This window comes from Mesorhizobium sp. B2-3-5, assembly GCF_006442395.1.
Taxonomy (GTDB): domain Bacteria; phylum Pseudomonadota; class Alphaproteobacteria; order Rhizobiales; family Rhizobiaceae; genus Mesorhizobium.
This window is the reverse complement of record NZ_VFVX01000002.1, coordinates 1-24,114: the sequence shown is the minus strand read 5'-3', so window position 1 is coordinate 24,114 and position 24,114 is coordinate 1. Positions and strand designations below refer to the sequence as shown.

At 60.7% G+C, this 24,114-nt stretch carries 17 protein-coding genes; 2 read left to right on the top strand and 15 right to left on the bottom strand.

Annotated features, from left to right (window positions below; translation table 11 throughout):
• Positions 1-35 precede the first annotated feature (35 nt).
• From tuf to rpsL, 4 genes are all read right to left on the bottom strand, one after another.
• A complete protein-coding gene (gene tuf / locus FJ958_RS02850) occupies positions 36-1,211 on the bottom strand; it encodes an elongation factor Tu (RefSeq protein WP_010909256.1) in 1,176 nt (391 codons plus the stop codon).
• Between the two features lie 67 nt (positions 1,212-1,278).
• Entirely contained in the window at positions 1,279-3,369 is a 2,091-nt protein-coding gene (gene fusA / locus FJ958_RS02845; protein ID WP_140739200.1) for an elongation factor G, read from the bottom strand.
• Between the two features lie 29 nt (positions 3,370-3,398).
• Entirely contained in the window at positions 3,399-3,869 is a 471-nt protein-coding gene (gene rpsG, locus FJ958_RS02840; protein WP_006202127.1) for a 30S ribosomal protein S7, read from the bottom strand.
• Positions 3,870-3,932: 63 nt separating this feature from the next.
• Positions 3,933-4,304, bottom strand: a complete 372-nt coding sequence (gene rpsL, locus FJ958_RS02835; protein WP_006333356.1) for a 30S ribosomal protein S12 — start codon at positions 4,302-4,304, stop codon at positions 3,933-3,935.
• Between the two features lie 475 nt (positions 4,305-4,779).
• On the opposite strand from rpsL, the gene FJ958_RS02830 reads away from it, so the two are divergent.
• Both FJ958_RS02830 and FJ958_RS02825 read left to right on the top strand, forming a co-directional pair.
• Entirely contained in the window at positions 4,780-5,061 is a 282-nt protein-coding gene (locus tag FJ958_RS02830; RefSeq protein ID WP_140739197.1) for a transcriptional regulator, read from the top strand.
• Positions 5,062-5,174: 113 nt separating this feature from the next.
• Positions 5,175-6,110: a Gfo/Idh/MocA family oxidoreductase gene (locus FJ958_RS02825; RefSeq protein ID WP_140739194.1), complete on the top strand. Its 936-nt coding sequence runs from the start codon at positions 5,175-5,177 to the stop codon at positions 6,108-6,110.
• A 95-nt stretch (positions 6,111-6,205) separates the two neighbouring features.
• On the opposite strand, the gene FJ958_RS02820 is transcribed toward FJ958_RS02825, so the two are convergent.
• From FJ958_RS02820 to FJ958_RS02770, 11 genes are all read right to left on the bottom strand, one after another.
• Complete coding sequence (locus FJ958_RS02820) at positions 6,206-6,871, bottom strand: O-methyltransferase (protein ID WP_140739192.1); 666 nt, start codon at positions 6,869-6,871, stop codon at positions 6,206-6,208.
• Positions 6,872-6,955: 84 nt separating this feature from the next.
• Positions 6,956-11,152 (bottom strand): DNA-directed RNA polymerase subunit beta', encoded by a 4,197-nt coding sequence (rpoC, locus tag FJ958_RS02815; RefSeq protein ID WP_140739189.1) that lies wholly within the window; start codon positions 11,150-11,152, stop codon positions 6,956-6,958.
• Between the two features lie 143 nt (positions 11,153-11,295).
• Positions 11,296-15,432 carry a DNA-directed RNA polymerase subunit beta gene (gene rpoB / locus FJ958_RS02810; RefSeq protein WP_140739186.1) on the bottom strand — a complete coding sequence of 1,379 codons (4,137 nt, stop codon included), beginning with the start codon at positions 15,430-15,432 and terminating at the stop codon, positions 11,296-11,298.
• A gap of 253 nt (positions 15,433-15,685) precedes the next feature.
• Positions 15,686-16,063 (bottom strand): 50S ribosomal protein L7/L12, encoded by a 378-nt coding sequence (gene rplL / locus FJ958_RS02805; RefSeq protein ID WP_015317993.1) that lies wholly within the window; start codon positions 16,061-16,063, stop codon positions 15,686-15,688.
• A gap of 54 nt (positions 16,064-16,117) precedes the next feature.
• On the bottom strand, positions 16,118-16,636 hold the full coding sequence (rplJ, locus tag FJ958_RS02800) for a 50S ribosomal protein L10 (RefSeq protein WP_140609810.1): 519 nt from the start codon (positions 16,634-16,636) through the stop codon (positions 16,118-16,120).
• 393 nt (positions 16,637-17,029) lie between these two features.
• Positions 17,030-17,728 carry a 50S ribosomal protein L1 gene (gene rplA / locus FJ958_RS02795; RefSeq protein WP_140609809.1) on the bottom strand — a complete coding sequence of 233 codons (699 nt, stop codon included), beginning with the start codon at positions 17,726-17,728 and terminating at the stop codon, positions 17,030-17,032.
• 4 nt (positions 17,729-17,732) lie between these two features.
• Positions 17,733-18,161, bottom strand: coding sequence for a 50S ribosomal protein L11 (rplK, locus tag FJ958_RS02790; protein WP_010909262.1), 429 nt, complete (start codon positions 18,159-18,161; stop codon positions 17,733-17,735).
• A 188-nt stretch (positions 18,162-18,349) separates the two neighbouring features.
• A complete protein-coding gene (gene nusG, locus FJ958_RS02785; protein WP_015317996.1) occupies positions 18,350-18,877 on the bottom strand; it encodes a transcription termination/antitermination protein NusG in 528 nt (175 codons plus the stop codon).
• A 27-nt stretch (positions 18,878-18,904) separates the two neighbouring features.
• Positions 18,905-19,108, bottom strand: a complete 204-nt coding sequence (gene secE / locus FJ958_RS02780; RefSeq protein ID WP_140609826.1) for a preprotein translocase subunit SecE — start codon at positions 19,106-19,108, stop codon at positions 18,905-18,907.
• 572 nt (positions 19,109-19,680) lie between these two features.
• A complete protein-coding gene (locus tag FJ958_RS02775) occupies positions 19,681-21,582 on the bottom strand; it encodes a UvrD-helicase domain-containing protein (RefSeq protein ID WP_140739183.1) in 1,902 nt (633 codons plus the stop codon).
• On the bottom strand, positions 21,579-23,906 hold the full coding sequence (locus FJ958_RS02770) for an AAA family ATPase (protein ID WP_140739180.1): 2,328 nt from the start codon (positions 23,904-23,906) through the stop codon (positions 21,579-21,581). The genes FJ958_RS02775 and FJ958_RS02770 overlap by 4 nt, the downstream gene beginning before the upstream one ends.
• Between the last annotated feature and the right edge of the window lie 208 nt (positions 23,907-24,114).

Here is a 24,114-nt window from a genome sequence, read left to right as displayed (position 1 = left end):
CTACCGCGCCCGCGACAGATCGGTTTAAGTCCAAATTACTCTTTGATGGTGACGACGATGCCGGCACCGACGGTGCGGCCGCCTTCACGGATGGCGAAGCGCAGCTTCTCTTCCATGGCGATCGGCACGATCAGCTCGACATCAACGGTGATGTTGTCGCCAGGCATCACCATCTCGGTGCCGGCCGGCAGCGACACGATGCCGGTCACGTCGGTCGTGCGGAAGTAGAACTGCGGACGGTAGTTGGTGAAGAACGGCGTGTGACGGCCACCCTCGTCCTTGGTCAGGATGTAGGCTTCGGCCACGAACTTCTTGTGCGGCTTCACCGTGCCGGGCTTGGCCAGAACCTGGCCGCGCTCGACGCCTTCACGATCAACGCCGCGCAGCAGCGCGCCGATGTTGTCGCCGGCCTGGCCCTGATCGAGCAGCTTGCGGAACATCTCGACGCCCGTGCAGGTCGTCTTGGTCGTCGGACGGATGCCGATGATCTCCAGTTCCTCGCCGACCTTGACCACGCCGCGCTCGACGCGGCCGGTGACGACCGTGCCGCGGCCCGAGATCGAGAACACGTCTTCGATCGGCATCAGGAACGGCTTGTCGAGCGGACGGACCGGCGTCGGGATGTAGGCGTCGACCTGAGCCATCAGCTCGCGGATCGCGTCCTCGCCGATCGTCTTGTTCGAATCCTCGAGCGCGGCCAAAGCCGAGCCCTTGACGATCGGAATGTCGTCGCCGGGGAATTCGTTCTTCGACAGAAGCTCGCGCACCTCGAGCTCGACCAGTTCCAGCAACTCTGCGTCGTCGACCTGGTCGACCTTGTTCAGGAACACCACGATCGACGGCACGCCGACCTGACGGGCGAGCAGGATGTGCTCGCGGGTCTGCGGCATCGGGCCGTCGGCGGCCGACACCACCAGGATCGCGCCGTCCATCTGCGCGGCACCGGTGATCATGTTCTTCACATAGTCGGCGTGGCCGGGGCAGTCGACATGCGCGTAGTGGCGGTTGGCCGTCTCGTATTCGACGTGAGCCGTCGAGATGGTGATGCCGCGCGCCTTCTCTTCGGGCGCCGCATCGATCTGGTCGTAGCGCTTGTACTCGCCAAAATACTTCGTGATCGCCGCCGTCAGCGACGTCTTGCCATGGTCAACGTGACCAATCGTGCCGATGTTCACATGAGGCTTAGTGCGCTCGAATTTACCTTTTGCCATGTGATGTCTCCATTTCCTGCTCGCCCATGCGGGCTTTGAATTGCGTTATCGCGGCAGCTCTTTCGAGTTACGCGTATTTCTTCTGAACTTCCTGGGCGACCGCGGTCGGGACCGGCTCGTAGTGGTCGAACTGCATAGTGTAGGCCGCGCGGCCCTGGCTCATCGAGCGCAGGTTGTCGACGTACTTGAACATGTTGGCGAGCGGCACCATCGAATTGATGACCACAGCCACGCCACGTGCTTCCTGACCCTGGATCTGGCCACGGCGGCCGTTCAGGTCGCCGATGACGCTGCCGACGTAATCTTCCGGCGTCACGACCTCGACCTTCATGATCGGCTCGAGCAGCTGCACGCCAAGCTTGGGTGCGGCTTCACGGAAGCAGGCACGGGAAGCGATTTCGAAGGCCAGGACCGAGGAGTCGACGTCGTGGTAGGCGCCGTCGATCAGCGTCGCCCTGACGCCGATCATCGGGAAGCCCGCGAACGGACCCGCGCCCATGACGCTCTGGATGCCCTTTTCGACGCCCGGAATGTATTCCTTCGGCACCGCGCCGCCGACGATCTTGGACTCGAACACGAAGTCCTCGCTCTCCGAATTCGGCTCGAACACAACCTTGACGCGGGCGAACTGGCCGGTACCGCCGGTCTGCTTCTTGTGGGTGTAGTCCTGCTCGTGCTTGCGGGTGATCGTCTCGCGATACGCCACCTGCGGCGCACCGACATTGGCCTCGACCTTGAACTCACGGCGCATGCGGTCGACGATGATGTCGAGGTGCAGTTCGCCCATGCCGGAGATGATCGTCTGGCCGCTTTCCTCGTCGGTCTTGACGCGGAAGGACGGATCCTCGGCAGCCAGGCGATGCAGCGCGAGGCCCATCTTTTCCTGGTCGTTCTTGGTCTTCGGCTCGATCGCGATCTGGATGACCGGATCCGGGAATTCCATGCGTTCGAGGATGACCGGATGCAGCGGATCGCACAGCGTATCGCCGGTGGTCGTGTCCTTGAGGCCCGCCAGGGCGACGATGTCGCCTGCGAAAGCTTCTTCGACGTCGGCGCGCGAATTCGCATGCATCTGCAGCATGCGGCCGATGCGCTCCTTCTTGCCTTTGACGGTGTTGTCGACCGAGATGCCCTTCGAGAGCTTGCCCGAATAGATGCGGGCAAAGGTCAGCGAACCGACGAACGGGTCGTTCATGATCTTGAAGGCGAGCATCGACAGCGGCTCGTCGTCGACCGCATGACGCTCGATCTCGGCATCGGTCTTGGCGTCGACGCCCTTGATGGCAGGCACGTCGGCCGGCGAAGGCAGGTATTCGACAACGGCGTCGAGCAACGGCTGCACGCCCTTGTTCTTGAAGGCCGAACCGCAGAACATCGGGAAGAACTTGACCGCGATCGTGCCCTTGCGGATTAGCGAGCGGATCTCGTCATTCGACGGCATCTTGCCTTCGAGGTAGTTTTCGAGTGCCGTCTCGTCCATTTCGACGGCGGCTTCGATCATCTTCTCGCGATATTCCTCGGCACGATCCTTGAGGTCGGCCGGGATCTCGACGACGTCCCAGGCAGCGCCCAGGGTCTCGTCGCGCCAGACAAGCGCGTTCATCTCGACGAGGTCGACCACGCCCTTGAACTCGGTCTCGGCGCCGATCGGCAGCTGCATGACGACAGCCTGCGCACCGAGGCGCGAGCCGATCATTTCGACCGAGCGGTAGAAGTCAGCGCCGATCTTGTCCATCTTGTTGCAGAAGATCATGCGCGGCACGCGGTACTTGTCGGCCTGGCGCCAGACGGTTTCCGTCTGCGGCTCGACACCGGCGTTAGCGTCGAGCAGCGCGATGGCGCCGTCGAGCACGCGAAGCGAACGCTCGACCTCGATGGTGAAGTCGACGTGTCCGGGAGTGTCGATGATGTTGAAGCGGCGCATCTTGCCGTCACGGCCCTTCCAGAAGGTCGTGGTCGCGGCGGATGTGATGGTGATGCCGCGTTCCTGCTCCTGCTCCATCCAGTCCATGGTCGCAGCGCCGTCGTGCACTTCGCCGATCTTGTGCGACTTGCCCGTATAATAGAGGACGCGCTCGGTGGTCGTCGTCTTGCCGGCGTCAATATGCGCCATGATACCGAAATTGCGGTAGTCTTCGATTTTGTATTCGCGGGCCATCGTAGCTGCCTCTCAGTCCTGTTCGCGCTTTACCAGCGGTAGTGTGCGAAAGCGCGGTTGGCTTCAGCCATCTTGTGGGTGTCTTCACGCTTCTTGACGGCCGTGCCGCGGTTGTTGGCCGCGTCCATCAGCTCGCCGGAGAGGCGGTCGATCATGGTGGTCTCGTTGCGGTTGCGAGCAGCCGCGATCAGCCAACGGATGGCCAATGCCTGGCGGCGCTCTGGACGCACGTCGACCGGAACCTGGTAGGTGGCGCCGCCGACGCGACGCGAACGCACTTCCACATGCGGCGCGACATTGTCGAGCGCCTGATGGAAGACGGTGACCGGCTCCTGCTTGGTCTTCGACTGGACCTGGTCGAGCGCGCCATAGACGATGGTCTCGGCGACCGACTTCTTGCCGTCATACATAACGGCGTTCATGAACTTGGTAACGATCAGATCGCCGAACTTCGGGTCCGGATTGATCTCACGCTTTTCTGCACTGTGACGACGGGACATGGCTTTTGTCTCTCAATCTCTCATAGCCTGGCGCGGTCAAAACAGCGCCGAAGCCGGAAAACCTTACTTCGGACGCTTCGCACCGTACTTCGAACGGCGCTGCTTGCGGTTCTTCACACCCTGCGTGTCGAGCACGCCGCGGATGATGTGGTAACGGACGCCCGGAAGGTCCTTGACGCGGCCGCCGCGGATCATGACCACGGAGTGTTCCTGAAGGTTGTGACCTTCGCCGGGAATGTAACCGATCACCTCGAAACCATTGGTCAGGCGGATCTTGGCTACCTTGCGCAGCGCCGAGTTCGGCTTCTTCGGCGTCGTCGTGTAGACGCGCGTGCAGACGCCCCGCTTCTGCGGGTTCTGCTGCATGGCCGGGACCTTGTTGCGCTTCACCGGCGCAATGCGCGGCTTGCGGATCAGCTGGTTGACGGTAGGCATTAAACCCTCTTGTCTCTCAATTCCGTGTCTCGTGCCGGTCAAGGCTCGCTCAAAGCGTGATTTCCATACGCAAATTCGGGCCACAAACCGCGCCTCGCGGTCCTGCCCGAACAAATCGCAGAGGAAGCGGAAGCCGCTTCATGCACGCCGGAAATGTCTTTTCGCTCGTAAGATGAACCCTGTTTGAGGCAAACTCCAAAGCGTGTCGCTTCGGAAGGGAGAGCCTCACATCGGTTCTGACTGGCCGGCTTCTACTCGCAAGCCCGCGAAGCGTCAACCCCGCAACGGCAAATATTGCATTGAAGCCGGAGCTTGGCAGCCATGCGAAAACCGCATGTAATTTTCTTTCGCCAATTTGCAAGGGTGAGGAAGAAAGTGACCGGCTTCCGGCTGTCGCGCGGCCCTGCTTCATGCGAAAAGGCCGCCTGAGCACTCAAAGTCCCCTCACACCGCCCTTGCCAGGAGGAATCAGCCCGTGAACGACAATGAAGAACGCCCGGTCACCATCATCACCGGCCGGGTGTGGAAGCGCAAAGGCGGCAAGGCGGAGGGCGTGCACGTCATGCTGGTCGCTCCCGATGACGATTCGGCGGTGCGCCGCGCTCTCGAATCGCTTGCTGCGGAAGGCTATGCCGAAGCCGAGCTCGACCAGATCGGCGACATGGACGGCGTACCCGACGACGAGCCGCACCTTTCGGCCTACCAGGGCGCGCTCGAAGGCGAAGTGTCGATCGTTACTTTCGACGAGCCAATATGAGAATCAAGTCCGGACGCGGCTGACGTCGGCTGGACAGACGCTCTACCTTCCGCAAGTTGCCCGGCCGTCTTTTCGCGCATAGAAAAATCTGCCATTCCCATTCCGGAGCACACATGTCCTCGACCAATAATCCCATCAAGCTCGGCATCATCGGCGTCGGCAAGATCGTGCGCGACCAGCACCTGCCGGCCCTGGCGAAGGACCAGGCCTACCGCCTCGCCGCCGCAGCAAGCCGGCATGGCAAGGTCGACGGCATCCCGAATTTTCCCTCCATCGAGGCGATGCTCGACGCTGTGCCGGAGCTTGACGCCGTATCACTCTGCATGCCGCCGCAATTCCGTTACGACGCAGCGCGCACCGCGCTCGAAGCAAAGAAGCATGTCTTCCTGGAAAAGCCGCCGGGCGCCACGGTCAGCGAAGTCGAGGATCTGAGGGTGCTGGCTGCAAAGCAGGGCGTGTCCCTCTTTGCCAGCTGGCATTCGCGCTATGCACCGGCGGTTGAAGCGGCACGCGGCTTTCTCGCATCAACTCGAATCCGCTCGGCAGCGATCGTCTGGAAGGAAGATGTCCGTCGCTGGCACCCGAACCAGGACTGGATCTGGCAACCCGGCGGTTTCGGTGTCTTCGATCCCGGCATAAACGCGCTGTCGATCGCGACCTACATCCTGCCGGCGATGCACATCACCTCGGCGGCACTCGACTTTCCAGAGAATCGTCACGCGCCGATCGCGGCCCAGGTCGCCTTCCGCGCGGCCAACGGATCGCAGGTTACGATGGACCTCGACTGGCTGCAGACCGGCCCGCAAAGCTGGGACATTCTCGCTGACACGGATGCCGGCAAGATGGTGCTTTCCGGCGGCGGCTCGAAACTAGCCATTGATGGGCGAGTGGTCCATGAGGAGCCGGAAACGGAGTACCCGATGCTCTACAGGCGGTTCGCCGAAATCGTGCGCGCGGGTGTCTCCGACGTCGATCTCGCCCCACTGCAGCATGTCGCCGACGCCTTCATGCTCGGCAAGCGGAATGTGGTCGAGGCGTTTTTCGACTGATTGCTGCTCAACTCCTGCCAGGGTCGACGTCTGCAATCTCAGATGGCTGAGAACAGGACTAAAGGCGCTCGTACATCCAACTCCGGTGGTTGCCTTCAATCGACAATCGCGATGGCAAAGCCGTCGTAGCCCTTGGCTCCAACGGTCTGGATGGCGGTGCCGTCCAGCCGTTTGTCACCGCCGATGAATGAAAAGGCCGCGCGTGCGCCTTCGACGTTGGCGTCGCGGCCATCTTCGTTCACGACGGCGCCGTCGCGGATGACGTTGTCGCAGATGATGACCGTTCCGGTGCGCGACAGCCGCATGGCCCACTCCAGATAATTCGGATTGTTCGGCTTGTCGGCGTCGATGAAGATGAGGTCGAACGGGCCGGCATTCTCGTCACTCAGCTCGGCGAGCGATTGCAATGCGGGGCCGACGCGCAAGTCCACCTTGTCCGAGACATCAGCCTGCTCAAAATTCGAACGCGCGACCTTGGCATGGTGCGGATCGAGTTCGAGCGTCACGATCTTGCCGCCGGCCGGCAATCCCCGCGCCATCCAGATGGTCGAATAGCCGCCCAGCGTGCCGATCTCGAGTACCTTCTTCGCACTGCCGATGCGCACCAGCAGCGAGAGCAGCTTTCCCTGCGCCGCCGACACGTCGATCGCCGGCAAGCTGTGATCGCGGTTGGCGGCAAGAACCGCGTCGAGAACCGCATCCGCCTCGAAGAGCGAGGAAACAATATAATTGTCGACAGCTGTCCAGGTCTTCGTGCTCATCTCTCTTCCTCGATCGATTGTCGAAGCGAAAAGGCCGCCGGGTTGCCCCGACGGCCCTGTTGCCTGAGATCTTTGCCGCCGCGCTTACTGCGCGGCGGTTGTCATGTCGGCCAGCATCGGCTCGGCCACTTCCACACCGGAGGCCTTGCGGCGCTCGTCGATGATGAGTTCGTCACGCGAGGTGGCGATGCGCCGGATCTGGCTCATCGTGCCGCCGGTACCGGCCGGGATCAGCCGGCCGACGATGACGTTTTCCTTCAAGCCCTGCAGCATGTCGGTCTTGCCGGCGACGGCTGCTTCCGTCAGCACCCTGGTCGTCTCCTGGAAGGAGGCGGCCGAGATGAAGGACGGCGTCTGCAGCGAGGCCTTGGTGATGCCGAGCAGCACCGGCTGGCCTTCGGCCGGCTTCTTGCCGTCCTCGATCAGCCGCTCGTTGACCTCTTCCAGTTCGATCACGTCGACATGGTCGCCCGGGATATAGGTCGAGTCGCCCTGCGTGGTGATCTCGACCTTCTGCAGCATCTGGCGAACGATCACCTCAATGTGCTTGTCGTTGATCGACACGCCCTGCAGACGGTAGACTTCCTGGATCTCGTTGACGAGGTAGGAAGCAAGCGCTTCCACGCCCTTGATCGCCAGGATGTCGTGCGGCGCGGGATTGCCGTCGAGGATGTAGTCGCCCTTCTCGATGACGTCGCCGTCCTGGAGATGGAACGGCTTGCCCTTCGGGATCAGGTATTCGACCGGCTCAAGCGTCGAGTCATGCGGCTCGATGATGATGCGACGCTTGTTCTTGTAGTCGCGGCCGAAGCGGATCGTGCCGTCGATCTCGGCGATGATGGCGTGATCCTTCGGACGACGGGCCTCGAACAGTTCGGCAACACGCGGCAGACCACCGGTGATGTCCTTGGTCTTGGCGCTTTCCATCGGGATACGCGCCAGCACGTCGCCGGGACGAACCTGCGCACCCGGCTCGACCGAGAGAATGGCCTCGACCGAGAGCAGGAAGCGGGCATCGCCACCCTTCGACAGCTTGCCGACCTTGCCCTTGGTGTCCTGGACGACGATCGCCGGCTTCAGGTCGTTGCCGCGCGGCGTCGAACGCCAGTCGATGACCTCACGCTTGGTGATGCCGGTCGACTCGTCGGCCGTTTCCTGCACGGAAATGCCGTCGACCAGATCCTCGAACGCCACCTTGCCCTCGATTTCGGTGAGGATCGGGCGGGTATAGGGATCCCATTCGGCGATACGCTGGCCGCGCTTCACCTTGTCGCCATCGTCCACGAAGATGCGCGAACCATAGGTGACGCGGTGCGTGGCGCGCTCCTTGCCGGCTTCGTCGAGGATCAGCACCGCCATGTTGCGGCCCATGACCATCTGCTGGCCGTCGGAGTTGCGCACCACGTTGCGGTTGCGGATCTCGACCTTGCCCTCATAGGAGGCTTCAAGGAACGAAGAGTCCACCACCTGCGCGGTACCGCCCATGTGGAAGGTACGCATGGTGAGCTGGGTGCCCGGCTCGCCAATCGACTGCGCCGCGATGACGCCGACGGCTTCACCCTGGTTGACCGGGGTGCCGCGGGCCAGATCGCGTCCGTAGCAGACCGCGCAGACGCCGACCCTGACCTCACAGGTCAGCGCCGAACGGATGCGGACCGACTGGACGCCGGCCTTTTCGATCTGCTCCACATCGCGCTCGTCCATCAGCTTGCCGGCCTTGACCAGCAGATCGCCGGTCACCGGATGGTTGATGTCGTCGAGCGCGGTGCGGCCCAGCACGCGCTGGCCAACCGAAGCGACAACCTGGCCGGCATCGACGATCGGCTGCATGGTGAGGCCCTTGTCGGTGCCGCAATCCACGGAGTTGACGATGCAGTCCTGCGCCACGTCGACCAGACGGCGGGTGAGGTAGCCCGAGTTCGCCGTCTTCAAGGCGGTGTCGGCCAGACCCTTGCGGGCGCCGTGGGTCGAGTTGAAGTACTCGAGCACGGTCAGGCCTTCCTTGAAGTTCGAGATGATCGGCGTCTCGATGATTTCACCCGACGGCTTGGCCATCAGGCCGCGCATGCCAGCGAGCTGACGCATCTGGGTGGGCGAGCCACGCGCACCGGAGTGCGACATCATGTAGATCGAGTTCATCGGCTTCTGACGGCCATTGTCCTCGAACTCGACCGCCTTGATGCGGGCCATCATCTCGTCGGCGACCTTTTCCGAGCACTTGGCCCAGGCGTCGACGACCTTGTTGTACTTCTCACCCTGCGTGATCAGACCGTCATTGTACTGCTGCTCGTATTCCTTGGCCAAAGCCTCGGTATCCGACACCAGCTTGACCTTGGTATCCGGGATCAGCATGTCGTCCTTGCCGAACGAAATGCCGGCACGGCAGGCATGGGCGAAACCGAGCGCCATGATGCGGTCGCAGAAAATGACCGTCTCCTTCTGACCGCAGTGGCGGTAGACGGTGTCGATCATCTTGGAGATGTTTTTCTTGGTCATCTCCTGGTTGGCGGTTTCGTAAGGCACGTTGACGTTCTTCGGCAGAAGCTCGCCGATGATCATGCGGCCAGGCGTGGTGTCGTAGATCTTCGACACGACCTTGCCTTCGGCGTCGACCGTGCGGAAGCGGCCCTTGATCTTGGCGTGCAGCGTCACCGCCTTGGTCTCGAGCGCGTGCTGGAGTTCGCCCATATCGGCAAACACCATGCCCTCGCCCGGCTCGTTCTGGTTGACGATCGAGAGATAGTAGAGACCCAGAACCATGTCCTGCGACGGCACGATGATCGGCGCGCCGGAAGCCGGATGCAGGATGTTGTTGGTCGACATCATCAGCACGCGGGCTTCGAGCTGCGCTTCCAAGGACAGCGGCACGTGAACGGCCATCTGGTCGCCGTCGAAGTCGGCGTTGAAGGCCGTGCAGACCAGCGGATGCAGCTGGATTGCCTTGCCTTCGATCAGGATCGGCTCGAACGCCTGGATGCCGAGGCGGTGCAGCGTCGGCGCGCGGTTCAGCAGCACCGGATGCTCGCGGATGACCTCGTCGAGGATATCCCAGACTTCCGGACGCTCCTTCTCGACCAGCTTCTTCGCCTGCTTGACGGTCGAGGAGTAACCCTTGGCGTCGAGGCGGGCATAGATGAAGGGCTTGAACAGTTCGAGCGCCATCTTCTTCGGCAGGCCGCACTGGTGCAGCTTGAGCTCCGGACCGGTCACGATGACCGAACGGCCGGAATAATCGACGCGCTTGCCAAGCAGGTTCTGACGGAACCGGCCCTGCTTGCCCTTCAACATGTCGGACAGCGACTTCAGCGGGCGCTTGTTGGCGCCGGTGATGACGCGGCCGCGGCGGCCGTTGTCGAACAGCGCATCGACGGCTTCCTGCAGCATGCGCTTTTCATTGCGCACGATGATGCCGGGGGCACGCAGCTCGATCAGCCGCTTCAGACGGTTGTTGCGGTTGATGACGCGGCGATAGAGGTCGTTGAGATCGGACGTCGCGAAACGGCCGCCGTCCAGCGGGACGAGCGGGCGCAGGTCCGGCGGGATCACCGGAACCACCTTCATGATCATCCATTCCGGACGGTTGCCGGATTCCATGAAGTTCTCGACGACCTTGAGCCGCTTCAGATACTTCTTCTGCTTCAGCTCGGACGTGGTCGAAGCCAGCTCCGAACGCAGGTCGCCGGCGATCTTCTCCAGGTCCATGCCGGCCAGAAGGTCATGAATGGCCTCGGCGCCGATCATGGCGGTGAAACTATCCTCGCCATACTCGTCGACGGCGATCATGTACTCTTCCTCGCTGAGCAGCTGGTGCTCCTTCAGCGCGGTGAGGCCAGGCTCGGTGACGATATAGTTCTCGAAGTAGAGGACGCGCTCGATGTCCTTCAGCGTCATGTCGAGCAGCGTGCCGATGCGCGAGGGCAGCGACTTCAGGAACCAGATGTGGGCGACCGGAGCGGCGAGCTCGATATGGCCCATGCGCTCGCGGCGCACGCGCGACAGCGTGACTTCGACGCCGCACTTTTCGCAGATGACGCCCTTGTACTTCATGCGCTTGTACTTGCCGCACAGGCACTCATAGTCCTTGATCGGGCCAAAAATGCGCGCGCAGAACAGACCGTCACGCTCCGGCTTGAAGGTGCGGTAGTTGATGGTCTCCGGCTTCTTGATCTCGCCGAACGACCAGGACAGAATCTTCTCAGGGCTGGCAAGCGAGATCCGGATGGAATCGAACACCTGCGCAGGCGCCTGGGGATTGAAGAGATTCATGACCTCTTGGTTCATGCCGTTCTCCTTTTCGGGGTCCTCGAAAACCCCTTGCATCTAACGCGGGCCGAATGCCCGCTGAGTGGTCGGCCCACCGGCCGAAGAATTGATGCATCCGGTCGCGGGAGCCCTCTCCCGCGACCGGATGTCTTGTTTACTTCCTATTCGGCAGCATCGGGCAGCCGAACCGGTGCTTCGTCGAGCTTGGTGTTCTCCAGCTCGACATTGAGGCCGAGAGACCGCATTTCCTTGACGAGCACGTTGAAGCTCTCCGGGATGCCTGCCTCGAAGGTGTCGTCGCCTCTGACGATCGCCTCGTAGACCTTGGTACGGCCGGCGACGTCGTCCGACTTCACCGTCAGCATTTCCTGCAGCGTGTAGGCGGCGCCGTAGGCTTCCAGCGCCCAGACCTCCATTTCGCCGAAGCGCTGGCCGCCGAACTGCGCCTTGCCGCCCAGCGGCTGCTGGGTGACGAGCGAGTACGGACCGATCGAACGCGCGTGGATCTTGTCGTCCACGAGGTGGTGAAGCTTGAGCATGTAGATATAGCCCATCGTCACCTTGCGATCGAACGGCTCGCCGGTGCGTCCGTCATAGAGCTGCGACTGACCGCTGGTGTGCAGGCCAGCCTGCTCCAGCATGGTGTTGATGTCGGCCTCGTGCGCGCCGTCGAACACCGGGGTCGCGATCGAGACGCCGCGGCGCATCTGCTCGCTGAGGCGAACAATGCTCTCGTCGTCATACTCGCGGATCGGCTCGTTGCGGTCGTTGGACGGCATGAAGCTTTCCAACGTCTTGCGCAGCGGCTTGATGTCGCCGCCCGCCTTGTAGGCATCGATCAGTTCGCCGATCTTCCGGCCCATTCCCGCGCAGGCCCAGCCCAGATGCGTTTCCAGGATCTGGCCGACATTCATGCGGCTCGGCACACCCAGCGGGTTGAGCACGATATCGGCATGCGTGCCGTCCTCGAGGAAAGGCATATCCTCGACCGGGACGATGCGCGACACGACACCCTTGTTGCCGTGACGGCCGGCCATCTTGTCGCCCGGCTGCATCTTGCGCTTCACCGCCACGAAGACCTTGACCATCTTCATGACGCCCGGAGGCATTTCGTCGCCGCGCTGGACCTTCTCGACCTTGTCCATGAAGCGCTGTTCGAGCGCCTTCTTGGAGTCGTCATATTGGCCACGCAGGGCTTCAAGTTCGCTCTGGAGCTTTTCGTTCTCCACGGCAAACTGCCACCACTGCGAACGCGGATACTCGTCGAGCGTATCCTTGGACAGCGTCGAGCCCTTCTTGAAGCCCTTCGGTCCGGCGATCGCTTCCTTGCCGACGAGCACGTCGGAGAGGCGGGCGTAGACGTTGCGGTCCAGGATCGCCTGTTCGTCGTCACGGTCCTTGGCGAGGCGTTCGATCTCCTCGCGCTCGATCGCCATGGCGCGCTCGTCCTTCTCCACACCGTGGCGGTTGAACACGCGCACCTCGACGACGGTGCCGAAGGTGCCCGGAGGCATGCGCATTGAGGTGTCGCGCACATCCGAAGCCTTTTCGCCGAAGATGGCGCGCAGAAGCTTCTCTTCCGGCGTCATCGGGCTTTCGCCCTTCGGCGTGATCTTGCCGACCAGGATGTCGCCCGGCTGAACTTCCGCACCGATATAGACGATGCCGGCTTCGTCGAGGTTCTTCAGCGCTTCTTCCGAGACGTTCGGAATGTCGCGCGTGATTTCCTCCGGACCAAGCTTGGTATCGCGTGCCATGACCTCGAACTCCTCGATATGGATCGAGGTGAAGACGTCGTCGGCGACGATGCGCTCGGACAAGAGGATGGAGTCCTCGTAGTTGTAGCCGTTCCACGGCATGAACGCGACCAGCACGTTGCGGCCGAGCGCCAGATCGCCGAGCTCCGTCGACGGACCGTCGGCGATGATGTCGCCCTTGTTGACCCGGTCGCCCATGCGCACCAGCGGACGCTGGTTGATGCAGGTGTTCTGGTTCGAACGCTGGAACTTCATCAACCGGTAGATATCGACGCCGGACTTGCCCGGATCGAGATCTTCCGTCGCGCGGATAACGATACGGGTAGCGTCCACCTGGTCGACGATGCCGCCGCGGCGAGCACCGATGGCGGCACCCGAGTCACGGGCGACGACCGGCTCCATGCCGGTGCCGACGAACGGCGCCTCGGCGCGCACCAGCGGCACGGCCTGACGCTGCATGTTCGAGCCCATCAGAGCGCGGTTGGCGTCGTCGTTTTCCAAGAACGGGATCAGGGCCGCGGCCACCGACACCATCTGCTTGGGCGACACGTCCATCAGGTCGACGTTTTCGCGCGGCGCCATCATCACTTCGCCGGCACTGCGGCAAATGACGAATTCGTCGACGAAGCCGCCATTCTTGTCGAGCTCGGCGTTGGCCTGCGCGACATGGTGCTTGGCTTCTTCCATCGCCGAGAGATAGACGACGTCATTGGTCAGCTTGCCGTCGACGATCTTGCGGTACGGGCTTTCGATGAAGCCGTACTTGTTGACGCGCGCGAAGGTGGCCAGCGAGTTGATCAGACCGATATTCGGGCCTTCCGGCGTCTCGATCGGGCAGATACGGCCGTAATGCGTCGGGTGCACGTCGCGCACTTCGAAGCCGGCGCGTTCGCGGGTCAGACCGCCCGGTCCAAGCGCCGAGAGACGGCGCTTGTGGGTGATCTCCGACAGCGGGTTGGTCTGGTCCATGAACTGCGACAGCTGCGAGGAACCGAAGAACTCGCGCACGGCGGCGGCCGCCGGCTTGGCGTTGATCAGGTCCTGCGGCATCACCGTGTCGATCTCGATCGAGGACATACGCTCCTTGATCGCGCGCTCCATGCGCAGCAGGCCGACGCGGTACTGGTTCTCCATCAGCTCGCCGACCGAACGCACGCGGCGATTGCCGAGATTGTCGATGTCGTCGATCTCGCCCTTGCCGTCGCGCAGTTCGACCAGCGTCTTGACCACGGCCAGGATGTCCTCCTTGCGCAGCACGCGAACGGTGTCCTCGGCCTTGAGTTCGAGGCGCATGTTCATCTTGACACGGCCGACAGCCGACAGGTCATAGCGCTCGCTGTCGAAGAACAGCGAGTTGAACATGGCTTCGGCGGTCTCAAGCGTCGGCGGCTCGCCGGGGCGCATGACGCGGTAAATGTCGAACAGCGCGTCCTGGCGGCTCTCGTTCTTGTCGACGGCGAGCGTGTTGCGGATGTAGGCGCCGACATTGACATGGTCGATGTCGAGGATCTTGATCTCCTGCTCGCCGGTGCCAAGCAGCACCTTGAGCGTCTTCTCGTCGATCTCGTCGCCGGCTTCGAGGAAGATCTCGCCGGTGGCGTAGTTGACGATGTCCTCGGCGAGATAGTTGCCGAGCAGGTCCTCGTCGGTCGCCTTGATCGCCTTCAGGCCCTTTTCGCCGAGCTGACGCGCCTGACGGGCGGTGATCTTCTTGCCGGCTTCGACAACGATCTCGCCCGTATCGGCATCGACCAGGTCGCCGACAGCCTTGAGGCCGCGGAAACGTTCGACGTTGAACGGAATGCGCCAGTGGTCGCCGGCGCGCTTGTAAGTGATCTTGTTGTAGAAGATCGACAGGATCTCTTCGCCATCCATGCCGAGCGCCATCAAAAGCGACGTCACCGGGATCTTGCGGCGACGGTCGATACGGGCGTGCACGACATCCTTGGAATCGAACTCGATGTCGAGCCACGAGCCGCGATAGGGAATGACGCGCGCGGCAAACAGAAGCTTGCCCGACGAGTGCGACTTGCCCTTGTCATGGTCGAAGAAGACGCCCGGCGAACGGTGCATTTGCGAGACGATGACGCGCTCGGTGCCGTTGACGATGAAGGTGCCGTTCAAGGTCATGAGCGGCATGTCGCCCATGTAGACGTCCTGCTCCTTGATGTCCTTGATCGACTTGGCGCCGGTATCCTCGTCGATATCGAACACGATGAGGCGTAGCGTCACCTTCAGCGGCGCGGCATAGGTCAGGTCGCGCTGACGGCATTCGTCAACGTCGAATTTCGGTCCTTCGAACTCGTACTTCACAAACTCCAGCATCGAGGAGCCGGAAAAGTCGGAGATCGGGAAGACCGACTTGAAAACAGCCTGCAGTCCCTCGTCCGGACGGCCGCCCTTGGGCTCGTCCACCATCAGGAACTGGTCATAGGACGCCTTCTGAACCTCGATGAGGTTCGGCATCTCCGCAACTTCCGGGATCTTTCCGAAGAACTTGCGTACGCGTCTGCGGCCATTGAAAGTCTGGGTATGGGCCATCGTCGCTCCTTAGCTCTAAACTCGGGGCGAACCTCGCCGCGGTTCGCCTTGCATTCCGAGCCACCTGGGCGGCGGCTCTCTGTCTGTTCTCCAGCCTCCCGTCGGCGGCCGGCTAAAACGGGAGAAAACCCGTTTCCTGAAGGCCGCTTCCAGGCCCTCAGGAAAGAGGTTCTCGTACATCTCGCGTTACGCGCCCTCCCTTCCAGGCGAAGGGAGTGGCGGACGGCGCGAGGCCGCCCGCCGCTTTATACGCTTACTTCAGGTCGACCTTGGCGCCGGCTGCTTCCAGCTGGGCCTTGAACTTGTCGGCGTCGGCCTTGGAAACGCCTTCCTTGACCGGCTTCGGAGCCGCTTCGACCAGATCCTTGGCTTCCTTGAGGCCAAGGCCGGTGATGGCGCGGACTTCCTTGATGACGTTGATCTTCTGAGCGCCGGCCTCGGTGAGGACGACGTCGAATTCGGTCTTCTCTTCGACCGGAGCAGCAGCAGCGGCAGCGCCGCCAGCAGCGGCAACCGCCACCGGAGCAGCAGCCGAAACGCCCCACTTTTCTTCCAGAAGCTTCGACAGCTCAGCCGCCTCGAGGACGGTCAGCTTCGAAAGGTCGTCTACGATCTTTGCGAGATCAGCCATTGTTGTATTCCTTCGTTAGGTTCGAACGTGTGTTTGTGATAGCGAGGAACGGCCTCATGCCGCCTCGTCCTTCCGGGCGTAAGCGCCGATGACGCGCGCGACCGAAGCCGCGGGTGCATTGACGATCTGGGCGATCCGGGTTGCTGGCGTGGCGATCATGCCAACCAGCCTGGCGCGCAGCTCGTCGAGCGACGGAAGTGTGGCGAGTGCCTTCACACCGTCGGCGTCAAGCGAGGTCGTGCCCATTGCGCCGCCGAGAATGACGAGCTTGTCATTTCCCTTGGCGAAATCGGACGCGACCTTCGGCGCCGCAATCGGATCCTCCGAATAAGCGACCAGCGTCTGTCCCTTGAACAGGTCGATGATCGATGCGGAGTCCGTGCCCTGAAGAGCGATTTTGGCGAGACGGTTCTTCGCGACTTTAACGGTGCCACCGGCGGCGCGCATTTTCGACCGAAGGTCGTTCATTTGCGCGACGGTGATACCGGCATAGTGGGCCACGACCACTGAACCTGCGCCCGAGAACGCATCGTTCAGGCCCGTGACGAGTTCGCGTTTTTCCGCTCTGTCCACTGCCTATCTCCAGTTGACCCCCATCCTGTTAATGGGAACATCCCATTCACAAAGACAGGCGTCGGGTTGCCTTTTTGCCGGCCGGGCCATCCAGTAACGGATCTCCCGAACGACGCTCGAGGATCCTGCCCCCTTTCGCCACATCGACGGCCAAGCCGGCGATGCGCAGACAAAAGGCAAACACGGTTCGAACCTTTCATTGGAGCTTGTCGCTCCGTTGTCGGGTCTTCACCCGTCTCATGCAGGCCAACATGAATTAAGGCTTTTGGGCCGCCTGCAATCTCGGACAGGATGTCCGGAAACCTTCCGGCTTCCGGTACCGGGCCCAGGATAAATCCAAGGCCCGGAATTCACTTCAAAGGTCAGCCGCTTGCGGCCGGCCCAAAAATTCGATCAGGACGCGGCGAGCGTCGAGACGTCCAGCTTGAGGCCCGGCCCCATCGTCGAGGTGACCGACACCTTCTTGACGTAATTGCCCTTGGCGCCAGCCGGCTTTGCCTTGGTCACCGCGTCGGCGAAAGCGCGGACGTTCTCTTCCAATGCCTTGACATCGAACGAGACCTTGCCAACGCCGGCATGCACGATGCCCGCCTTCTCGACGCGGAACTCGACCGCGCCGCCCTTCGATGCCTTGACGGCGGCGGCGACGTCGGTGGTGACGGTGCCGACCTTCGGGTTCGGCATCATGCCGCGCGGGCCGAGCACCTTACCGAGACGGCCGACCAGCGGCATCATGTCCGGCGTAGCGATGCAGCGATCGAAATCGATCGTGCCCTTCTGGACGATGTCGACCAAATCTTCCGCACCGACGATGTCGGCGCCAGCGGCCTTGGCTTCCTCCGCCTTGTCGCCACGGGCGAACACGGCGACGCGAACCGAGCGGCCGGTGCCGTTCGGCAGGTTGACCACGCCGCGGACCATCTGGTCGGCATGGCGCGGGTCGACACCCAGGTTCATGGCGACTTCGACGGTCTCGTCGAACTTGACCGACGAACGGTCCTTGAGCAGCTTCAGCGCTTCACCCAGGGCATAGGCCTTGTTGGGATCGATGCCTTCGCGGGACTTGGATACACGCTTTGCAATTTTTGCCATGATCTTAGCCCACCACTTCCAGACCCATCGAGCGGGCGGAGCCCTCGACCATACGCATGGCCGCTTCGACGTCGTTTGCGTTCAGATCCTTCATCTTGGCGGTAGCGATCTCGCGAACCTTGTCGCGCGAAACAGTACCGGCCTTGACCTTGCCGGGTTCCTTCGAACCGGACTTCAGGTTCGCAGCCTTCTTCAGGAAGTAGCTCACCGGCGGCGTCTTCATGACGAAGGTGAACGACTTGTCCTGGTAGTAGGTGATGACCACCGGAACCGGCGATCCCTTTTCCATTTCCTGGGTCTGCGCGTTGAACGCCTTGCAGAATTCCATGATGTTTATGCCGCGCTGACCAAGCGCCGGGCCGATCGGGGGCGACGGCGTAGCCGAACCCGCGGAGACCTGGAGCTTGAGCTGGCCTGCAATTTTCTTAGCCATCTCTATTCCTGCCTTTGTCTATGCCGGCTCCACGACCTGGGAAACACCGGCGGTTGCAGTCTGGTGGTGCGGTTTCTGCGACAGGCTAACGCCGCATTCGCCTCCCACCGTCGTTAAAGCCGCGCGTTTCCGCGCCGCCTCCCCTGATCGCCGGACCGGCGAGCCGGTCCAACATCGGGGATTTCGGATCAGCCCTTTTCGACCTGTCCGAATTCCAGATCGACGGGCACGGCGCGCCCGAAGATCGAAACTTCCACCTTGAGCCGCGCCCGCTCCTCGTCCACTTCCTGGACGAAGCCGTTGAACGACGCGAAGGGACCGTCAGAGACGCGGATCGCCTCGCCGATCTCGAAGGTGACCGAGGGCTTCGGCCGCTCGACGCCTTCCTGCACCTGATTCAGGATGCGCTGCGCTTCCGCCTCGGTAATCGGCACCGGCTTGGAATCGCCGAGAAAACCGGTGACCTTCGGCGTGTTCTTCACCAGCGAGAACACCGCATCGGTCAGATTGGCCTTCAAGAGCACATAGCCCGGGAAGAACTTGCGCTCGGCATCGACCTTGCGGCCGCGACGGACCTCGACGACCTTCTCGGTCGGCACCACGATCTGCTCGATATCGGCGGACAGGCCCTTCTGCTTGGCCTTGTTCTCGATGTCCTCGGCGACTTTCTTCTCAAAGTTCGAATAAGCGTGGACGATGTACCAGCGCGTAGCCATTTTACGACTTCTCCGTAATCGCCGGACTTAGCGTCCAATTCCCAGAATCTGCTCGACCGCGAGGCCCATGAGCTGATCGGCGGTGAAGAAAAAGAGCATCGCGATCACAGCGAAGGCCAGAACCATCACCGTCGAGATCATCGTCTCGCGCCGCGACGGCCAAGTCACCTTGGCTGTCTCCGCGCGCACCTGCTGGAGAAAGACGAAAGGATTTGTGGTTTTCGAAGCCATATGCCGCCTGTCTTCAAGACCCGTTGGCCGGGCCCCCTGGATGATCCCGCTGGCCGGGACGTGCCGCCTGGGTCCATTTTTGCGCCGAATCAGCGCAATCATTTCGCCCATGCAAATCAGACGCGTAAAGCCGGCTTCCCAGCTCCACGCGCCGCGTGTCTGTCCTGTCTACATAAAACCGATTCTTGTTCCACGCAAGTGGCAAGTGTCCGCTTTATGCCCAAACGCCGCCTCGGAACCATCCAGTCGTTCCGTCCCGGCTATACGAGCCTTATGCCCCAATTGTATCAATATGGCAAGCGGGTCGCCGAATTTCAAAGGCCACCGGTAAAAATGTCGTTCTGATAGCCATTTCGAAAATGGCACGGGCAGCAGGGCTCGAACCTACGACCTGCGGTTTTGGAGACCGAATAGCGTTTGTACATCCCGTTGATAATTCAGCGCTTATAGCCGATCTTGGATTTGATGTGCAAGGCTTTGTGTAATTCAGGACGTTCGTTTTTGGCAGAAATCTGTAGACTTCGCGCGCGAGCAATGCTTGGCTTTGTCGACTGGCGGCGATCGTCGGGGCTTTAGTTTGGGAGAGCGAGGAAGACCTCGGCATCGTCGAACAACCCGCTATTCAGCACATGCTTCCGCACGGCGCCCGGGTTGTCGGTATAAGCCACCAACGCAAGGCTCATTTTGGCGCGACTGCAGGTTACGTAAAATAGGCGTCGTGTCCGTTCGATAGTACTGTCCCGTCCTTCTTGCTGGCTCTTTAGGTCGCTCGCGGTCGGCTCTTTTCCACCGAGCAGCTTGTCATAGCCAAACATGAAGCCGCGTGCCTCACTGTCATCCATGAGGACCATCACGCGATCGAATTCGAGCCCTTTGACGCCCTGGTGGGTGTCGTAGGGCGCCTGATGGGCAACATAGGTCGCGTAAGGCTCGATCATGGAAAACGGGCATTCAAGGAAGCGCACGAGCGCCGCCATATCCTCGCTCTGCGGATCGGCTCGCTCGTCTTCCGGCTTCACGTTCTCTGACGACGATGTCAGCACCGCCACGACCGCTTTAAGCCGGTCCGGGATTTCGAAGAGTTTCGTCTCAGCAATGCTTATCAACACCTGACCGCAGGAGGGAGTGCCCATGTCCCAGAGATGCATTAGTTTGCTGATTGCAGACTGAGCTGCAGCGAGCTGGTCGGCCGGTTTTTGCGACGCCTTCAGACTGTCCTTGCTCAGCAGAGGCGATAGTTCCCGTAGGACCCTAGTCGCAGTGAATTTGTCGCCCTTTTGTTGCGCGGTGACCAAAGGCAACACACAGTGTGTGAAGAGCCGGGTGGGTCCGAACGTGCCATCAAGAAAGCTGGTACGAAACTCTTCGACAGAAGCCAGGGCCTCGAACATCTGCTCAAACCCCATCCGACGCGCAGCCATGTGATGTTCCAGGGTAAGGATTTTGCAGTCGTCAATCGTATTCCAAAGCTGATCCTCGGTGACCCCTGCCATATATTCCCGGATTCTCTGTTCCAGTCCGGGCTTGTCCGGCGTAGCCGTTGGAAACACGAACAGGCGGGCCCAACCCTCAATCGCATCGTCGCGGGGCTCCTGCGTATGAACGTCTGCTGATGACCTGATCTTGTTGATCAACCGCACCACACGCTTCGGACTCCGGTGATTGAGTTTCTTTTCAGGGACTTCCCAGCCCTCGGGGATCTCATCCTCAATGCGCTCTTTGCCGTCGGAGTAGATGCGCTGCATGGTGTCGCCGATCAACCCGAGGCTGAAACGCTCGGCGTGCGCCTTTTGAACGGTCAGCAAAGCGTCCACGAGGGCGCCGTGGGTATCCTGGCTTTCATCGATGAAAAGGAAAGGAAACTTTTCGACCAGGAGCCGTTGCATCAGGGGCTTCGACTGCAAGAACGAAGAAAAAATCGAAATGACTTCACTGTGGTTCAGGGCGTTTCGTTCTCGGTTGTCTCCATTCGGGTTGTAAGTGAAGGTCTTGATTTGGTCCAAGCGATCGAGGCGATGCCTCTTGGACTCGATCCGCGCGAGTCGCCCGATCGAGGCCTTGGTCCCCGGCCGACCTTTGGCCTCCTCATCCTCGAGCTCATCGATCTGGCGTCGAAGCGTCTCGCGAAGCCATTCCCGAATGTCGTTGTTTAGACCCTGGATCTGTTGCCAGGCAAAACTGTGAATCGTCCTGACCACCAGAAGCGGATCGTACTTCGTTCTCCGGATGATCTCCTCGCATGCAGCGTTAGTGTACGTGATAACCGCGACCTGGCGCCCGCGCAGGCGAAGGATGTCGCGGAACCTACGTTGAATATGTTCAAGCGCATTGACCAAAGTGCGGGTCTTGCCCGAACCCGCGCCCGCAAACAGGAAAAAACTTTTAGGGTTGTCCATCCGGAGCGCATCGGCAATCGTACCGTCCACATGGTCGTCCATGTTCATGTTGGAGTTGGATTGGAACGGTGCTGTCATGCTGCCACTCCGGCAGGCTGGTCCGCCACATCGGGTACAGGATTTTCGACAACCTTGACAATACCGAGTTCGAGTTGCTTGCGTTGCAGTTGTTCGGCTAGCCAGAGGAGTCCGACACGGATGTAGGCTGGCGGGGCGAGTACGACAGGGTTCTCAATCTCAAGCAGGTCCAACGCAAACTCGGCCTTGTTCCCGCCCTTCAAGTTCTCTTTGAGGGCGGCTGCCAAGGCAGCACTGTCAGCGCTGTCGTTGATGGCTTGGCGGAACTTGGCAATGAGCCCTGTGCCGCCCAGGCCAGCGAATAAGGCTAGGTTCGCATACACAATCGAATCTTCAAGCGTGTAGGCCAGAGCTTCCGTCTCGACGCCTTTGAAGGTGATTTGCACCGGAGACTGATAAGCCACGCAAATTGCGAAGCGCTCATCAGCATAAGTCATAATCTTATCTGCGTCAGGCTTGTCCAGAAGCTCATCGAGCTGAGTGGCAGCCGGACACCAAGTTCGGAGGGTTTGATTGCGGGAGGTATAGTTCTGCCCTCTCACCGGAACTGCCACCTTCCCTTCGGCATCACAAGAGTCGAGATCGGTGATGATAAGCGTTGTCAGACCAATGCGCTCGACAAGCGATTTCATGCGGTGGGCATGACTTCCCCCAATTTCGAGCCAGGTGATGTAACTCTCCGAAAGTTTGGAAAACTCAGGATGCTCGTTCACAAAATGGGGAACAAGAATGCGTTCGGCAGGCCCTTCTATGAAAATGGCAGCATCGGCAAAAAGCAAATCGCAGTGCGTCACCTTCAGGTAGCGGGTCACGAACCGCTTCGTCTCAGGGTCACCCCCAAACGCGTCATTCAGGTTCATAACACAGGAGGTCGGAATACTCGTCGCGTCTCCCGGCAGGCGTCTGAAATACCTTAGCGAGTCAAATTCGCATTCGTGCGCGATGTGGCTTGAATGCGTACTCACCACCATCTGGGTTCGAAAAGGCTCTTTTGCTCCAAGCTCGTCGTGATTGCGGAGAATCTTATAAGCTTGGCGGATGAAGACCTGCTGTACCTGGGTGTGAAGGTGGACTTCAGGTTCTTCGATAAGCACCAGATGCAGTGGCGCGATCACCGTTTCATCCCCTGCTTTTGCTTTCGCTTTGCCGACTTTCATCCAGCTGTCGCGAAACGCCATCAGGCGAAAGACCATCGATATGAGATTTTGGTACCCGAGACCGTTGGAGTCTTCCGGCAGATGAAGCTTGACCTGCTTCTCACCGTCATGGACCGGGATTTCGAATCTCACTGCGGCCTCGTGGTTAAGACCCTCAACAGGTCGCAATCGCGTCGAGATGTTCAACCTTGGATCGGTGACCCCCGGATAACCTAACTTATGCATTTCCTTGAGCGGGCTTTCAAAACCATCTGTCAGACGACCGTCAAAAGCTTTCTGGGCTTGCTCGATCGCCCTTAGCGCATGGAGATCTTTGGCGTCTGGCTTCTCATACGGGTCAAGATGAAGGGCGTAATACCGGCGCAATTGGGTGGAGAGCTTCCGGGAACCGGAAGCCGTGGCTGCCTTGTCGTCCTCAAACCCGTCCTCACCGGACCCGAAGCCCCGTTGAGCGCTAATCTCATCGATCCGAACGAGGCCCTTGAACGGGTCTCCATCAATTGGCTCATAGGCGTTAAGTTGCTGGGGTTGAGCTACCCCGTGGACTGGTTCGGCGATGGCCTCCGGGTCCAATACGTAATACCTGTGGGTGAAGTAGCTCGTGAGCCGCCGCTGGAGATAATCGACCAGGTTTTCGGGCCATAGTTTGACTACAAACGGAGGGGCCGCTGCCCCTGCTCCACCGGCGAGGGCTGCTGCTTCCTTTTGCAAGGCGAGCACGTCGCGACGGGCTGCGAGGTAATCCATTTGGAGTTGCTGGGCGTCGATCGGCTCATACCGCACGCGAACCCCTAAACGGCCGGCTACCCATTCGAGATTTGGCAGCAAGGGCTGGACATAGTGCAGTTCGGTTTCGGGGACTTCAAGCCAGACATCGACTGATGGCAATACCGCATCCCAATTCGGATCGGGCAAGGGTTCCTCTGCCACCAATGCCTGCTCCCACGCCAAGCCCATGGTATTGATGGTGGGCCAATGGCTTAGGGTGAAGTCGTTGAACGCGAAGTTGTTTTTTTCCCGCTGGACCAGGAAGTACCGAAGGGCCGTTATTGCGGACGTTTTTCCGCTGTTGTTGGCACCGACAAACACTGTAGTTTTTTTCGACAGACCGACGCGGGTCGATATCAACTTGCGAAAGTTGGAAATTTCAACGAACTCAATGTGCATGGCTGCCCCCCAGCAGCCTTAATATAACAACTAATCGTACAGGGGTACGCCTTCGGTGATCTTCCCACCGATTTTTGCCCCAAAATTAACAGTAATTTCAGGCCCCAATACAATTTCGGCCTGTTTTGGTGGTAAGCGATGTTCTCAGGCCACGGCCCTGAGTTCAGAGGCGGGGATGTAAGCCCAGGGCAGGAGATCGTCGATCTGG

What these genes read in the sequence shown, in the direction of transcription:
- tuf (WP_010909256.1), bottom strand. Translation starts at nt 1,211, where the DNA reads ATGGCAAAAGGTAAATTCGAGCGCACTAAGCCTCATGTGAACATCGGC.
- fusA (WP_140739200.1), bottom strand. Translation starts at nt 3,369, where the DNA reads ATGGCCCGCGAATACAAAATCGAAGACTACCGCAATTTCGGTATCATG.
- rpsG (WP_006202127.1), bottom strand. Translation starts at nt 3,869, where the DNA reads ATGTCCCGTCGTCACAGTGCAGAAAAGCGTGAGATCAATCCGGACCCG.
- rpsL (WP_006333356.1), bottom strand. Translation starts at nt 4,304, where the DNA reads ATGCCTACCGTCAACCAGCTGATCCGCAAGCCGCGCATTGCGCCGGTG.
- FJ958_RS02825 (WP_140739194.1), top strand. Translation starts at nt 5,175, where the DNA reads ATGTCCTCGACCAATAATCCCATCAAGCTCGGCATCATCGGCGTCGGC.
- FJ958_RS02820 (WP_140739192.1), bottom strand. Translation starts at nt 6,871, where the DNA reads ATGAGCACGAAGACCTGGACAGCTGTCGACAATTATATTGTTTCCTCG.
- rpoC (WP_140739189.1), bottom strand. Translation starts at nt 11,152, where the DNA reads ATGAACCAAGAGGTCATGAATCTCTTCAATCCCCAGGCGCCTGCGCAG.
- rpoB (WP_140739186.1), bottom strand. Translation starts at nt 15,432, where the DNA reads ATGGCCCATACCCAGACTTTCAATGGCCGCAGACGCGTACGCAAGTTC.
- rplL (WP_015317993.1), bottom strand. Translation starts at nt 16,063, where the DNA reads ATGGCTGATCTCGCAAAGATCGTAGACGACCTTTCGAAGCTGACCGTC.
- rplA (WP_140609809.1), bottom strand. Translation starts at nt 17,728, where the DNA reads ATGGCAAAAATTGCAAAGCGTGTATCCAAGTCCCGCGAAGGCATCGAT.
- rplK (WP_010909262.1), bottom strand. Translation starts at nt 18,161, where the DNA reads ATGGCTAAGAAAATTGCAGGCCAGCTCAAGCTCCAGGTCTCCGCGGGT.
- nusG (WP_015317996.1), bottom strand. Translation starts at nt 18,877, where the DNA reads ATGGCTACGCGCTGGTACATCGTCCACGCTTATTCGAACTTTGAGAAG.
- secE (WP_140609826.1), bottom strand. Translation starts at nt 19,108, where the DNA reads ATGGCTTCGAAAACCACAAATCCTTTCGTCTTTCTCCAGCAGGTGCGC.
- FJ958_RS02775 (WP_140739183.1), bottom strand. Translation starts at nt 21,582, where the DNA reads ATGACAGCACCGTTCCAATCCAACTCCAACATGAACATGGACGACCAT.
- FJ958_RS02770 (WP_140739180.1), bottom strand. Translation starts at nt 23,906, where the DNA reads ATGCACATTGAGTTCGTTGAAATTTCCAACTTTCGCAAGTTGATATCG.